Below are 13,509 nucleotides of genomic sequence, written 5' to 3'. Positions count from 1 at the left end.
CGGGGCCGGGGCCGGGGCCGGCGCGGCGCTACGGGGTGGAGCCGGGCGTCACCAGGCCCGTCTCGTACGCGCAGATCACCGCCTGCACCCGGTCCCGCAGCCCCAGCTTGCTCAGCACGTTGCTGACATGGGTCTTGACGGTGTGTTCGCTCACGAACAGCGTCGTCGCGATCTCCGCGTTGGACAGCCCGCGGGCGAGCAGCCGGAGGGTCTCCTCCTCGCGGGCGGTGAGCACGGCAAGCCGGGCCGGCGCCGGCCCGGGGACGGACTCGGCGCGGCGCCGCCGGATCATGTCGGCGACGAGACGACGCGTCACCGAGGGCGCGAGGAGCGAGTCGCCCGCCGCGACGACACGGACCGCGTGGACGAGGTCGTCGCGCCGGACGTCCTTGAGCAGGAAGCCGCTCGCCCCCGCGTAGAGGGCCTCGTACACGTACTCGTCGAGATCGAAGGTGGTCAGCATGACGACCTTGCAGCCGGACTCCGCGCAAACCAGGCGGGCCGCCTCCAGGCCGTCCATGCGCGGCATACGGATGTCCAGGAGCAGCACGTCGGGCGTGTGCAGCCGCACGGCATCCACCGCCTCGACGCCGTCCCCGGCCTCCGCCACCACCTCGATGTCCCGCTGCGCCTCCAGGATCATGCTGAAGCCGCTGCGGACCAGTTCCTGGTCGTCGGCGACCACCACGCGGATGCTCACCCCAGGGCCGCCTGCCGGTCGCCGGCGGCGGGCAGCCGTACGGCGACACGGAAGCCGCCGTCGGGCCCGCCGCCGGTGTCGGCGCTGCCCCCACAGGCCACGGCCCGCTCCCTGATGCCGATCAGCCCGTGACCGCCGGCCGGGGCCGCCGGACCCCGTACGCCCGGGGAACGCACCGGCCCCCGCCCGTCGTCCGTCACCGTGAGCGTCAACGCGTCCTCCGTCCAGTCGAGTTCGACCCGCGCCGTGGAAGCGTACGCATGCTTCACGGTGTTCGTGAGCGCCTCCTGCACCACGCGGTAGGCGGCGACCTCGGTGTCCGGATGCAGCGGGCGGGGACTGCCGGTCGTGCGCAGGTCGACCCGCAGCCCGGTGGACTCCGTGACCTGGCGGACCAGTTCGGGGAGGGCGGCGGTGCCGGGCTGCGGCACCCGGGCAGAGGTCCCGTCCGCCGGTTCCTCCTTGAGGACCCCGAGGATCCTCCGGAGCTGTGTCATTGCGTCCCGTCCGCTCGTGGCGATCGCGTCGAAGGCGGCTTCGGCGCGCTCCGGGTCGCTGCGCACCACCACCGGACCGGCCTCGGCCTGGACGACCATCAGGCTCACCGCATGGGCCAGGATGTCGTGCATGTCCCGGGCGATCCGTGCGCGTTCCTGCGCCGTCGCACGCGCCGTGTCGGAGGCGCGTTCCCGTTCGAGACGACGGGCCCGGTCCTCCAGTTCGGCGGTGTAGGCGCGTTGGACGCGGGTGAGGACGCCCAGCGCGTAGGCACTCAGGAAGCTCGTGAGGTGGAACGCGTACTCGAACGGCTGCGCGTGCTCCTTCGCCATCATCGTGAGCGAGGCACCGACCAGCCAGGTCACCAGCGTGAGGCGGCGCTGCGCGGGCGGGCAGAGCGTGGCGACCGTGTAGAGGATCACCAGTCCGCCGTAGGCGACGTTCGGCGGCGGCGCGTGGTAGAGCGCCATCGCGGGCGTGCACACCGACACCGCGCAGGCGGACAGGAAGGGCGCGCGGCGCCGCCAGACCAGTGGTGCCGCCGTGCCGGCCGCCAGCAGGAAGCCCTGCCAGGTGAGCCGGTCGTCGCCCTCGTCGGGGAACATCCACTGGAGCGAGGCCGCGAACAGCACGAGCGCGGCGAGCGCGGTGTCGACGACGTACGGATGCGTCGTGCGCAGGCGCGAGCGGACCGACCGCCATCGGGAGACGGCGGGGGCGAACCAGGACTGGGCGGGCATACGCGGCTCCTCCGGACACGGGCCGTCCCAGTATTCCGACCCCGCGATGCCGAAGTCCTCACCGACGAGAGGGATATCCGGAGCTCCGGCTCCCCGCACGGCACGCTCAGCGGTTCGCGTCCAGGCGTGCCTCGGGCTGCCAGCCGAGCGCCCGGGAGATGCCGCGCGCGGCCAGCCGGACCGCCGGGACCAACACCGGCACCTGCGCGTCGGCTTCGGGCACCACGACCGAGACGGCCGCCACGACCGCGCCGCCCGCGCCGCGCACCGGGGCCGCCACCGACAGGGCGTCCGCCGTGACCTGACGGCTGCTCACCGCGACCCCCGTGCGGCGCACTTCGGCCAGCTCACGGCGGAGCACGGCTGCGTCCGTCACGGTGTACGGGGTGAAGGAGGTCAACGGTCCCTCGCAGTACGCCTTCTGGAGACCCGGCTCGCCGTGCGCGAGCAGCACGAGCCCCACACCGGTCGCGTGCAGCGGCCAGCGCGCACCGACCTGGATGCGGACGCCGACCGCGGAGCGCCCCGAGATCCATTCGATGTAGACGACCTCGGAGCCGTCGCGGACCGCCAACTGCACGTTCTCGTGGGTGGCTTCGTACAGGTCCTCCAGGTACGGCAACGCCGTCTGCCGGAGCCCGAGGCCGCGCGGGGCGAGCGCCGCGACCTCCCACAGACGCAGTCCCACGTGGTACACCCCGTGCTCGTCGCGCTCCAGAGCGCCCCAGTCCGTGAGGGCGCCCACCAGCCGGTGAGCCGTGGTGAGGGTCAGTCCGGCCCGGCGGCCGATCGCCGTGAGGGACAGCGCCGTGTGCTCGTGGTCGAAGGCGGCGAGCACGGCGAGCAGACGGCCGGGCGCGGACTGAGCGGACATGAGGAGGTCCCGCTACCTGAGCTCGTACGAGTGGACCGTGGTGGCGACGACACACGCACCGGGCTGGACGACCTCGGCGCGCAGCGTGCCGCGCGCGGTGTCGTAGTCGACGCCCTCCGCCTCGTACGTCCCCGTGCACAGGCTGCGCTGCGGCAGGGCGAACAGGCTCTTCACCCGCCCGGTGACCGGCCCGCCGTCCAGCGGGTGCTCCAGATCCACCTGGAGCAGCGGCCGGTCCTCGGGGAAGAGCGTGCGGGAGCCGTCGTCCGAAGCGCACAGCAGCCGTGTGGAGTTCACGAAGTCGCAGCCCTGGATGTCGCGGGCCGGCTTGTCGAGGGTGATCTGCGGGACTTCGGGCAGATCGCCGCCCGTGCGCGGGGTCGACGGGTTGAGCAGGGGAGCGGGGAAGACCTGGAGGCGGTTCTGGTCGCCCCACTCGCCCGACACCAACCACTGCCCGTCGGGGGACACGGTGGCGAAGGAGTTGTTGAGCTGCTCGCCCGGGTCGAGCCGGTGGACGTACTCGTAGCGCTTCCCGGCCGGGGTGGTGACGGCGAACATCTTGGACGTCGCCGTGTCCGGTCCCTGGTAGGCGTCGAACACGTGGCCCTGGGCGATGTCCGGGTCGCCGACATGGTTCCAGCCCTTGATCCGCAGGGCGAGCGGGACCGACGCGAGGCCGCGGTGCAGCAGCGAGCCGTCGGCGCGGCTCGCGAGCCCCTGCCCGGCGCCGAGCGTCCCCACGTACGCCGTGCCGGTCTCGGTCCAGCGCGGTTCGGCGGCCACGGCGGGCGTGGTGCCCGCCACGACGGCCACCACGCCCGACAGCGATGCCAGTGCGAGAAGCTGACGTCTCATCAATCACCTGCCACATCGACGAACACCGGGTTGGCATAGAACCACGGATCGGCCCGGGCGGGCAGCCGCTGCTCGGCCATCGGCGGGGGTCCTTCGGGTCAGCGGTTCACGAACGGCGGTCCGGGAAGGGCACGTTCGGCGGTCCGCACGCCGCCGTGCCGGCCCTGCGGGAGGGCGACGCGGGCGGCGCGGGACGGACGAGGCCGCGTCAGAGCATGCGCAGCGTCCATGACCATCGGTGCGTGCCCGCCCGGACGAGATAAGCGGCGGACGTGTCGGGCCCGCACGAGGCGGTGCCCAGGCCCCGGTGCGCGGCGTCGATGTGCACGACGCAGCTCGCCCGCGGCACCAACTCGTCGTGGTGGGCGGCGGCCAGGTCCCCGGCGCCGAAGCGGGTCACGGACACCTGGCGCGGTGCGTCCAGGGCGACGGCGAGGCCGGTGGCGTCCGGCCCCGACAGCCTGAAGTTCCGTACGCCGTGCCGCCCGCCGCTCTCCTGGGGCCGCAGATACGGGGTGAACAGGTCGTCGACGCGGGCCCGGTGGTGGCCCACGGGCGCGCCCGCGCTGCGGTCCGGATACGACTCCCAGGGGCCCTGCCCGAACCACTCCAGGACGTCGAGCCCCGCGACGGTCTCGAACACCGACCCGACGCGTGCCACGTCGTCGAGCCCGCCCGGCAGTTCGGCCGACTCCTCGACCCGCACCCCGCCAAGGACACGGGTGAACACCTGCTCATGACGCACGACACCCGCCGGTGTGCCGTGCTCGGCGAGCACGGTGACGCCCCGGCCCGCACGGCGCACCGACACGACCTCACGTGTCAGCCGGTCGAGGCCCCACGCGCGCCAGCGCGCCGCCGCCCCGCCGAGTTCGTCGTTGTCGGTCGGTGCCCGCCACAGGGAGAGAACCGGGGCCGCGGCCAGCAGCGGATGGACGAGCATCCCGTCGTCGTCGACCTCGACGGGCGGGCCGTCCACGCCGGCGTCCGGCGCCGCGGCGGCAGGGCGCAGCCGGACCTGCGGCACGCACACCTCGGTGCCGCGCGGCGCCCACGGCTCGTCCACCGCCGTGGTCACACGCAGCGTCAGCCAGGCCTCGCCTCCGTCCTCGGGCAGGTCGAAGGGGACCGGCAACGAGGCGGACCCGCCCGGAGGTACGTCGGGCAGCTCGGTTGGAGCGGTCAGGGTGCCGCCGTCCGCGAGCGCGAGGCGCCACTCGGCGGCCAGCCGGTCGAGGCCGCGGAAGTGCCGGCGGTTGCTGATCCGCAGCCCGTCGCCCGCGCGTTCCAGCCGCACCGGCGCGGCGATCTCGCGGTGCTCGTACATCACCGGTTTCGGCGTGCGGTCGGGGAAGACGATCCCGTCGGCGATGAAGGCGCCGTCGTGGATCGCCTCGCCGAAGTCGCCGCCGTACGCCCAGCGGTGGCCGGGCGCGGCGACACCGTCGGCGTACTGCCCGGCACCACCGCGCCCGGCCGGTCGTCCGTCGTGCACGCGCTGCAGGATGCCGTGGTCCCAGAACTCCCAGATGAAACCGCCCTGAAGCCCCGGGGTGGACTCGATGGCCGCCCAGTGGTCCGCGAGGGTGCCGTTGCTGTTGCCCATGGCGTGGGAGTACTCGCACTGGATGAGCGGCTTCGTCTGCTCGCCCGACAGCGCGTGCGCGACGCACTCCTCGACGGGCGCGTACATGGGGCACGCGATGTCGGAGGCGACCGTGGGGTCGGCCCAGCCCTGCTTGGCCGCACCCTCGTACTGGACCGGCCGGGTCGGGTCGTGGCGGCGCAGCCGGCCCGCCGCGGCGTCGTGGTTGGCGCCGTAGTCGGACTCGTTGCCGAGCGACCAGACGACGACGCTCGGGTGGTTCCGGTCGCGCAGCACCATGCGCGTGACACGGTCCACGTAGGCGGCCGTCCAGCGCGGGTCGTCGGCGAGTTCGTGGGCGTGGTCGTGGGCCTCGATGTTCGCCTCGTCGACCACGTAGAAGCCGAGTTCGTCGGTGAGGTCGAGCAGGGAGGGGTCGTTCGGGTAGTGCGCGGTGCGGATCGCGTTGAAGCCGAAGCGCTTCAGCACCGCCAGGTCCGCGCGCATCTCCGCGTACGTCACGGTGCGTCCGGTCAACGGGTGGAAGTCGTGCCGGTTCACGCCCCGGATGTAGACCCGCTCGCCGTTGACGAGCAGGTCCCGGCCGCGGACCTCGACCTCGCGGAAGCCCACCCGGTGGTGCGTGGAGTCGGCGACCGAGCCGTCGGCGCGGTGCAGCCGCACGGTCAGGCCGTACAGCTCGGGCGTCTCCGCGCTCCAGAGGCGGACGCCGGGGACGACCGTGCCGAGGCGCGCCTCGCCGAGGAAGCCGGAGACGCGGCCATCCTCCGCGTTGGCGCGGTCGAAGGCGGTGTCCGGCGTGAGGGGCCGGCCGTCGAGTTCGCCGGACACGGACCAGCCCTCGGGCAGCGTGCCGGCCGCGTGCCGCACCTGGCAGTCCACCCGCAGCGCCCCGTCGAGCCCGCTCCGCACCGTCACGTCGGCCAGGTACAGCGGGTCGGTGGCGTACAGCAGGACGGAGCGGGTGATCCCGCCGTGCCACCACTGGTCCTGGTCCTCGATGTGCGAGGCGTCCGACCACTTGACGACGGTGAGCCGCACGGTGGACCGCCGCCCGGGACGCACCACCCGCGAGAGGTCGAACTCGGCGGCGAGGTGCGAGTCCTTGGAGATTCCCACCGGCCGCCCGTCCACATGGACGAGCAGCACGCTCTCGGCGGCACCGACATGGAGGACGATCCGGCGGCCGGCCCACTCGGCGGGCACGTCCACCTCGCGCTCGTACACGCCCGTCGGGTTCGCGGCGGGGGACGCGGGCGGGACATCGCCCCACGGCATCCGGAAGTTGGTGTACTGCGGCAGGTCGTCGGTGTCCTGGAGGGTCCAGGCCCCCGGGACCTCGGTCCGGGCCCACACGCCGTCGGGCGCGCCGGGGGCCGGCAGCAGCTGGAAGCGCCAGTCGCCGTCGAGCGACAGGGCACCCGCCCTCCGGTCCACGGCGTTCATCGGCAACCGCCCCCACGAGGTCACCTCGGGTTCTTCCCAGGGGCGCAGGGCGATCAGGGGATCGAGGGCGTGCGCGCCGTCGGTCGTCGGACCGGGCATCAACGGACGGCCCCCTTGCCGAGGTCGCCGATGATCTGCTTGGCGCCGATCGCGAAGAGGGCCAGCAGCGGGAGGAGGGCGAGCAGCGCGCCCGTCATGACCATCCCGTAGTCGGTCGTGCCGTGGACGCCGTTGAGCTGGGACAGGGCGACCTGGAGGGTCACGTTGTGCGGGTCGGTCAGCGCGATCAGCGGCCAGGCGTAGTCGTTCCACTGGCCCATGAAGGTGAAGATGCCGAGGAAGGCGAGGCCGGGCCGGACGACCGGGAGCGCCACGTGCCAGTACTGGCGCAGGAACCCGGCGCCGTCGAGCTTCGAGGCGTCGAGCAGTTCGTCGTGGATGGCGCTCCGCATGTACTGGCGCATCCAGAAGATGCCGAACGCGTTGGCGGCGGCCGGCACGACCAGCGCGGTCATCGAGCCGATCCAGCCCAGCTTCGCCATGATCACGAACTGCGGGATCGCCTGGAGCTGCGCCGGCACCATGAAGATCGCCATCATCAGCGCGAACAGGAACCGGCGGCCGGGGAACCGGAACTTGGCGAAGACGAAGGCCGCCAGGGAGTCGAAGAAGAGCACCAGGACGGTCACCGTGCCCGCCACCAGCAGCGAGTTGGCCATCGACCCGAAGAAGTCGACGTTGTCGAAGAGGTGGCGGACGTTCTCCGCGAAGTGCGAGCCCGGCAGCAGCTTCGGCGGGTAGGAGAAGATCTCCGTCGAGGCGTGCGTCGACATGATCACGGCCCAGTAGAACGGGAAGACCGAGATCAGCAGGCCGGCGACCAGGACCAGATGGAGCGCGACGCCCCGCTTCCGTGAACCCTTGATGGATGCCATGGTGGCGGGCTCCTATTCTTCGCCCCGGCGCTGCACCAGGCGCCAGTTGACGATCGAGAAGAGGACGACGACGAGGAAGATGCCCCAGGCGACGGCGGCACCGTACCCGAAGTCGTTGTTGTCGAAGGTCTGCTGGAAGAAGTAGAGGACCATGGTCTGGCCCGCGTGTCCGGGGCCGCCCGCGAAGGACGAGTTGTTGTCCGTGGTCTGGAGCAGCACCTGTGGTTCGGAGAAGCTCTGCAGCCCGGTGACCGTCGAGATGACGAGCACGAAGAGCAGCACCGGGCGCAGCAGCGGCAGCGTGATCCGGAAGAAGGTCTGCACGGGTCCGGCGCCGTCCATCCGCGCCGCCTCGTACAGCTCGCTCGGGATCGTCTGCAGACCGGCGAGGAAGATGATCGCGTTGTAGCCGGTCCACTGCCAGGTCATCAGCGTGGCGATGGCGACCTTGATGCCCCAGGGCGTGTTCAGCCAGGCCACCTGGTCGAGACCGACGGCCTGCAGAAGGGCGTTCACCAGGCCGAAGTTGGTGGAGAAGACCGAACCGAAGATGATCGCGACCGCCACGATCGACGTGACGTTCGGCAGGAAGAAGGCGAAGCGGTACACGTTCTTGAAGCGGACCGCGGAGTTGAGCATCACGGCCGTGACCATCGCCAGGAAGATCATGGGGAAGGTGGCCAGCGCCCAGATGACGACGGTGTTCCCGATCGAGCTCCAGAACTGGCCGTCCGACAGCAGGTACCGGTACTGCGACAGCCCCGCGTACTCCATCGCGCCCAGCCCGTCCCAGCGGTGGAACGACAGATAGAGCGAGAAGCCGACCGGGATCAGACCGAAGGCGAGGAAGAGCAGATAGAAGGGGGAGATCGCGACGTACAGCCGCCAGTGGCTCAGCACGCCCTTCCTGGGGTGCGGAGCGGGTGCGGCGGCCACGGGTGCCGGACGCGTCTCCACGACGGGTGCGGTAGCCATGTCAGTAGCTCACCCCCACGTGGTCCGCGATGCGCCGGCAGCTGCTCATGGCGTCCTTCCAGGCCTTGTCCGGGTCCTTGCCGAGAACGGAGAAGTTCCGCAGTTCGTCGCTGATCGGGGTGCCGAGCGCGATGTCGTAGGGGCTGTTGAAGGCGACGGGGATCCTCCGCGCGGCCGGGCCGAAGACGTCCATCGTGATCTGGCCGCCGAAGAACGCGTCGGGTTCGCGCAACTCGCTCATGCCGTACGACGCAGGGGTCGACGGGAAGAGCACCGAGTCGACGAAGCCCTGGGCCTGGTTCTCGGCGTCGAGCATCCAGGTGATCAGCTCGAAGGCGCGCTCCGGCTCCCGGCAGGCCTTGGTGATCGACAGGAAGGAACCGCCGATGTTCGACGGTCCGCCCGGGCACTGGGCCACCCGCCACTTTCCCTTGGTCCGCGGTGTGTTGAGCTTGATGTCGCCGGCCGCCCAGGAGGCGTTGAGCTGGCTGGGCAGCAGCCCCCGCTCGGTGGCGGATATGTTGTCCGGCGTCCCGTTGACGATCTTCGAGACCAGTCCGCGGCGGGTGGCCTCGACCGCCCGGTCCCAGGCGGTGCGCACATGCTCCTGGTCCCCGATGAAGTGCCGGTCCTCGTCGACGTACCGGCGGGTCGACTGGTTGACGGAGATGCCGAGGACGCTGAGCGCGTCGGTGAGGATGAACGTGCCGGGCAGACGCTTCTTGAGCTGCTCGCCCGCGGCGAAGAACTTCTCCCAGGTGTCCAGTTCCGCGGAGACGTCCGCCGGCTCGTGGGGCAGCCCCGCCTTCTCGAAGACGGCCGGCTGGTAGTAGTGGGCGACCGGGCCGCAGTCGATGGGGAAACCCACCATCGAGCCGTCCGGGGCGATGCCCTGATCCCACTTCCAGGGGAGGTAGCGGTCCCGGTACCGCGCCGCGCCCAGCGTGCGCAGGTCCACGAACTGGTCGGAGTTCGGCAGGTACGAGGCCATGTCCTCGCCCTTGAGCCCGGCGATGTCCGGGATGCGGGCGCGCCCGGTCATCGTGGTCATCAGCTTCGAGCGGTAGTAACCGCCGATCTGGATGGCCTGGAGGTTCATCGAGTCGCCGTAGCGCTCCTCGGCGTTCTGGACGACCTTCGGACTCAGCCCGCCGCTCCAGTACCACAGGACCATGTTCCGGCCGGTCGAGCCGGTCGGAACGGCACAGCCGGTCGCCAGGCCGCCGAGCGCCGTGGCGGCCGTACCGGCCAGGCCCGCGCGCAGCAGGCCTCTTCGTGAGAGCCGCACAGCTCCCACCGCCTTTCGGATCTGTTCGGGTCTTCGCATGAGAGGTCAGTGCCGCCGGGCGGGGCCGGGCGGGCTCACGGGCGCGTACGGGACGGGCGGGCCCGGGTCGGCAGGGATCCGGTCCGCCAGGAAGCCGTACGCGCGCCGCAGTGCGGGGTCGTCGACGGAGCGCCACCAGCGGTCGACGCCGTACCAGCCGGGCGCGGCCAGGGCGCCGCCGTGCCGTCGCAGGGAGAGCCCGGCGCCGAGTACGGCGAAGCGCAGCCGTTCCTCCAGCGGCCAGCCGCCGAGCGACGCCGCGACGAAGCTTGCGCCGAAGACGTCTCCGGCGCCCGTCGGGTCGACGACATCGATGTCGAGGGCCGGCACCTCGGCGTACTCGCCGGTCGTCTGGTCCACGGCGATCGCGCCGTCGCCGCCGCGGGTGACGACCGCGACCGGCACCGAGTCGGCCAGCCGGCTCAGGGCGGCGGCCGCGCTGCCGGTGCGCGTGTAGGCCGTCGCCTCGGCCTCGTTGGGGAGGAAGGCGTGGCACAGTGCGAGCTGGTCCAGGAGGTCGTGCGACCACTGCTGGGTGGGGTCCCAGCCGACGTCGGCGTAGATCTGCGTGCCGTTCGCCGCCGCCTTGGCGAGCCAGGCGCGCGGCTCCGCCTCGATGTGCACGAGCGCGGTGCGCGCGGCCGGCGGGTCGCTCATCAGCGCGTCCTGCGAGTGGGGCGGTTCCTGGCCGTGGGTGACCAGGGCGCGGTCGTGGACGGGGGCGTGTCCCGCTGGGGCGGGAGGCCCCGTCCGGGGGAGCGCCAGGGAGACGGTGACCGGGGTGTGCCAGCCGTCCGCGGTACGGGAGAGCGCGAGGTCGACGCCCTCCTGGCCGGCGAGGACGTCATGGCAGTACGCGCCGTAGGCGTCGTCGCCGAAGACGGTGGCCAGCGAGGTGCGCAGGCCGTAACGCGCCGCCGCCACGGCCAGGTTGGCGATGCCCCCGGGGCTGACGCCCATGCCCTCGGTCCAGATCTCCTCGCCCGGCGTCGGCGGCTTGCCCAGTCCGGTCAGGACGAGGTCGTAGAAGAGCAGACCGGTCAGCAGGACATCGGGCCGTTCGTCGCCCACGGATGCGTCCTCTCGTCAAAAGTCTGCAAGCGGTGCACAGGATCGTGCGCGCCGCCAAGGAATTTGGCAAGAGTCGAGCAGAACAGAGCATGGAAATGAAGAAAGATGACGACTATTGTTCAGGGCGTGCTGGCAGAGCGACGACATCAACTCATCCTGCGGGCCCTGCGTTCCGGCGGTCCCGCGGCCGTGACCGACCTGTCCGAACAGCTGGGCGTGAGCCCCGCCACGGTCCGCCGCGACCTGGTGAAGCTGGAGGAGGAGGGCCTGCTGACGCGGGTGCACGGCGGCGCGGTCGTGGACGAGGGCGACCAGCCCTTCGCCGAGGTGGCCGAGGTCCGCGTGCCCGAGAAGGACGCGATAGCCGTGCAGGCCGCGTCGATGATCCAGGACGGCGAGTCCGTGCTGCTCGACATCGGCACCACCGCCTACCGGCTGGCCCGGCAGCTGCACGGCCGCCGGATCACCGTCATCACCAGCAATTTGGTGGTCTACGAGGAACTCGCGGACGACGAGGACATAGAACTGGTGCTGCTCGGAGGCATGGTCCGACGCGAGTACCGCTCGCTCGTCGGCTTCCTCACCGAGGACAACCTGCGACAGCTGCACGCCGACTGGCTCTTCCTCGGCACCAGCGGAGTGCGGCCCGGCGGCCAGGTGATGGACACGACCGTCGTCGAGGTGCCCGTCAAGCGCGCCATGATCAGGGCGGGCGAGCGGGTGGTCCTGCTCGCCGACCGGGCCAAGTTCCCGGGCACGGGCATGGCCAAGGTCTGCGGGCCCGAGGAACTGGACATGGTGGTGACCGACGCGCCGGTGGACGCGGCGACACGTTCGGCGCTGGAGGAGGCGGGCGTGCGGGTGGTCGTGGCATGAGCCCCGGCCACGGACCCGCCGCGCGGGGCCGGCCGTGAACGCCCGCCTCGGGCACGCGCGGCGGCCCGCGCGTACGGCGCCGGGCATGCCCGACGCGCACGACGCGCCCGGCGCGGGCGAGGCGCACGACGCGCCCGGCATACAGCCCGCACCGAACGTGTCGTACCGGCAGCGAGGCGCGCGGCATGCCGAGCGTGCCCGGCGCGCACAACCAGCAGAACTCGCAAAGGTGGTAATCGCGTGAGGCTGACCATTCTCGGCGGCGGAGGATTCCGTGTGCCGCTCGTGTACGGGGCGCTCCTCGGAGACCGTGCCGAGGGACGCGTCACCCGGGTCGTGCTGCACGACCTGGACCCGGCACGGCTGTCCGCAGTCGCGCGGGTGCTCGCCGAACAGGCGGCGGGCGTACCGGACGCGCCCGAGGTGACGGTCACCACCGACCTCGACGAAGCCCTGAGCGGCGCCGACTTCGTCTTCTCCGCGATCCGTGTCGGCGGCCTGGAGGGACGCGCGGAGGACGAACGCGTGGCGCTCGCCGAGGGCGTCCTCGGCCAGGAGACGGTCGGCGCGGGCGGCATCGCCTACGGACTGCGCACCGTGCCCGTCGCCGACGACATCGCACGCCGCGTCGCACGGCTGGCCCCCGACGCCTGGGTCATCAACTTCACCAACCCGGCCGGCCTCGTCACCGAGGCCATGGCCCGGCACCTCGGCGACCGCGTCATCGGCATCTGCGACTCGCCGGTCGGCCTCGGCCGCCGGATCGCGAAGGTGCTCGGCGCCGACCCGCGCGAGGCGTGGATCGACTACGTCGGGCTCAACCACCTCGGCTGGGTGCGGGGTCTGCGGATCGCGGGCCGGGACGAACTCCCGCGCCTGCTCGCCGACCCGCAGCTGCTCGGTTCCTTCGAGGAGGGGCGGCTCTTCGGCCCGGACTGGCTCCGGTCCCTGGGCGCCGTCCCCAACGAGTACCTGCACTACTACTACTTCAACCGCGAGACCGTCCGCGCCTACCAGCAGGCGGACCGGACGCGCGGCGCCTTCCTTCGCGACCAGCAGGCGGGGTTCTACGAGGAGATGACGCACCCCGACGCCGCCGCGCTGAGCGCCTGGAACCGTACGCGCGCCGAACGCGAGGCCACCTACATGGCGGAGAACCGGGACGCGGCCGGCGCGGGCGAACGCGACGCCGACGACCTCTCCGGCGGCTACGAGAAGGTCGCGCTCGCCCTCATGCGGGCCATCGCCCGCGACGAGCGCACCACGCTGATCCTCAACGTCCGCAACCGCGGCACCCTGGCGGTCCTCGACGACGCGGCCGTCATCGAGGTGCCCTGCCTGGTGGACGCCAACGGCGCGCATCCGGTCGCCGTCGACCCGCTGCCGGACCACGCCACCGGCCTGGTGTGCGCGGTGAAGGCGGTGGAGCGGGAGGTGCTGTCGGCGGCCGAGTCCGGGTCCCGCACGACGGCGGTGAAGGCCTTCGCGCTGCACCCCCTCGTGGACTCCGTGAACGTGGCACACCGGCTGGTCGACGGCTACACCGCCGCGCACCCCGGCCTGGGTTACCTGAAGTAGAGACCGAGCGAGGAGACGTACGGCC

At 72.1% G+C, this 13,509-nt stretch carries 11 protein-coding genes; 2 read left to right on the top strand and 9 right to left on the bottom strand.

Features of this window, described 5'->3' with window-relative positions:
* Positions 1–28: 28 nt before the first annotated feature.
* The 9 genes from H305_RS0102425 to H305_RS0102380 all read right to left on the bottom strand — a co-directional run bounded on the left by H305_RS0102425 (position 29) and on the right by H305_RS0102380 (position 11,030).
* Positions 29–700, bottom strand: a complete 672-nt coding sequence (locus H305_RS0102425) for a response regulator (RefSeq protein WP_028799002.1) — start codon at positions 698–700, stop codon at positions 29–31.
* The gene (locus H305_RS0102420) at positions 697–1,938 is read right to left on the bottom strand and encodes a sensor histidine kinase (protein WP_028799001.1); all 1,242 of its coding nucleotides are present in this window, start codon (positions 1,936–1,938) and stop codon (positions 697–699) included. Before H305_RS0102420 ends, H305_RS0102425 begins: the two co-directional genes overlap by 4 nt.
* Before the next feature lie 106 nt (positions 1,939–2,044).
* Positions 2,045–2,812: an IclR family transcriptional regulator gene (locus H305_RS0102415; RefSeq protein ID WP_028799000.1), complete on the bottom strand. Its 768-nt coding sequence runs from the start codon at positions 2,810–2,812 to the stop codon at positions 2,045–2,047.
* A 12-nt stretch (positions 2,813–2,824) separates the two neighbouring features.
* On the bottom strand, positions 2,825–3,670 hold the full coding sequence (locus tag H305_RS0102410) for a hypothetical protein (RefSeq protein WP_028798999.1): 846 nt from the start codon (positions 3,668–3,670) through the stop codon (positions 2,825–2,827).
* 208 nt (positions 3,671–3,878) lie between these two features.
* Positions 3,879–6,821, bottom strand: a complete 2,943-nt coding sequence (locus H305_RS0102400) for a glycoside hydrolase family 2 TIM barrel-domain containing protein (protein ID WP_051370325.1) — start codon at positions 6,819–6,821, stop codon at positions 3,879–3,881.
* Positions 6,821–7,657, bottom strand: coding sequence for a carbohydrate ABC transporter permease (locus tag H305_RS0102395; protein ID WP_028798997.1), 837 nt, complete (start codon positions 7,655–7,657; stop codon positions 6,821–6,823). The genes H305_RS0102400 and H305_RS0102395 overlap by 1 nt, the downstream gene beginning before the upstream one ends.
* A gap of 12 nt (positions 7,658–7,669) precedes the next feature.
* Positions 7,670–8,632: a carbohydrate ABC transporter permease gene (locus tag H305_RS0102390; protein ID WP_028798996.1), complete on the bottom strand. Its 963-nt coding sequence runs from the start codon at positions 8,630–8,632 to the stop codon at positions 7,670–7,672.
* Between the two features lies 1 nt (position 8,633).
* The gene (locus tag H305_RS0102385; RefSeq protein ID WP_028798995.1) at positions 8,634–9,920 is read right to left on the bottom strand and encodes an ABC transporter substrate-binding protein; all 1,287 of its coding nucleotides are present in this window, start codon (positions 9,918–9,920) and stop codon (positions 8,634–8,636) included.
* A 45-nt stretch (positions 9,921–9,965) separates the two neighbouring features.
* On the bottom strand, positions 9,966–11,030 hold the full coding sequence (locus H305_RS0102380) for a carbohydrate kinase family protein (RefSeq protein ID WP_028798994.1): 1,065 nt from the start codon (positions 11,028–11,030) through the stop codon (positions 9,966–9,968).
* Positions 11,031–11,156: 126 nt separating this feature from the next.
* Here H305_RS0102380 and H305_RS0102375 point away from each other — a divergent pair, with 126 nt between their 5' ends.
* Together H305_RS0102375 and H305_RS0102370 are read left to right on the top strand one after the other, a co-directional pair.
* Positions 11,157–11,906, top strand: a complete 750-nt coding sequence (locus H305_RS0102375; RefSeq protein ID WP_028798993.1) for a DeoR/GlpR family DNA-binding transcription regulator — start codon at positions 11,157–11,159, stop codon at positions 11,904–11,906.
* A 240-nt stretch (positions 11,907–12,146) separates the two neighbouring features.
* The gene (locus H305_RS0102370) at positions 12,147–13,484 is read left to right on the top strand and encodes a 6-phospho-beta-glucosidase (RefSeq protein WP_028798992.1); all 1,338 of its coding nucleotides are present in this window, start codon (positions 12,147–12,149) and stop codon (positions 13,482–13,484) included.
* The last annotated feature ends 25 nt before the right edge of the window (positions 13,485–13,509 follow it).

The organism is Streptomyces sp. 142MFCol3.1 (assembly GCF_000424945.1).
Classification (GTDB): Bacteria; Actinomycetota; Actinomycetes; order Streptomycetales; family Streptomycetaceae; genus Streptomyces; species Streptomyces siamensis.
Note: the sequence above shows the minus strand (reverse complement) of the source record. Positions and strands in the feature narration are given on the sequence as shown.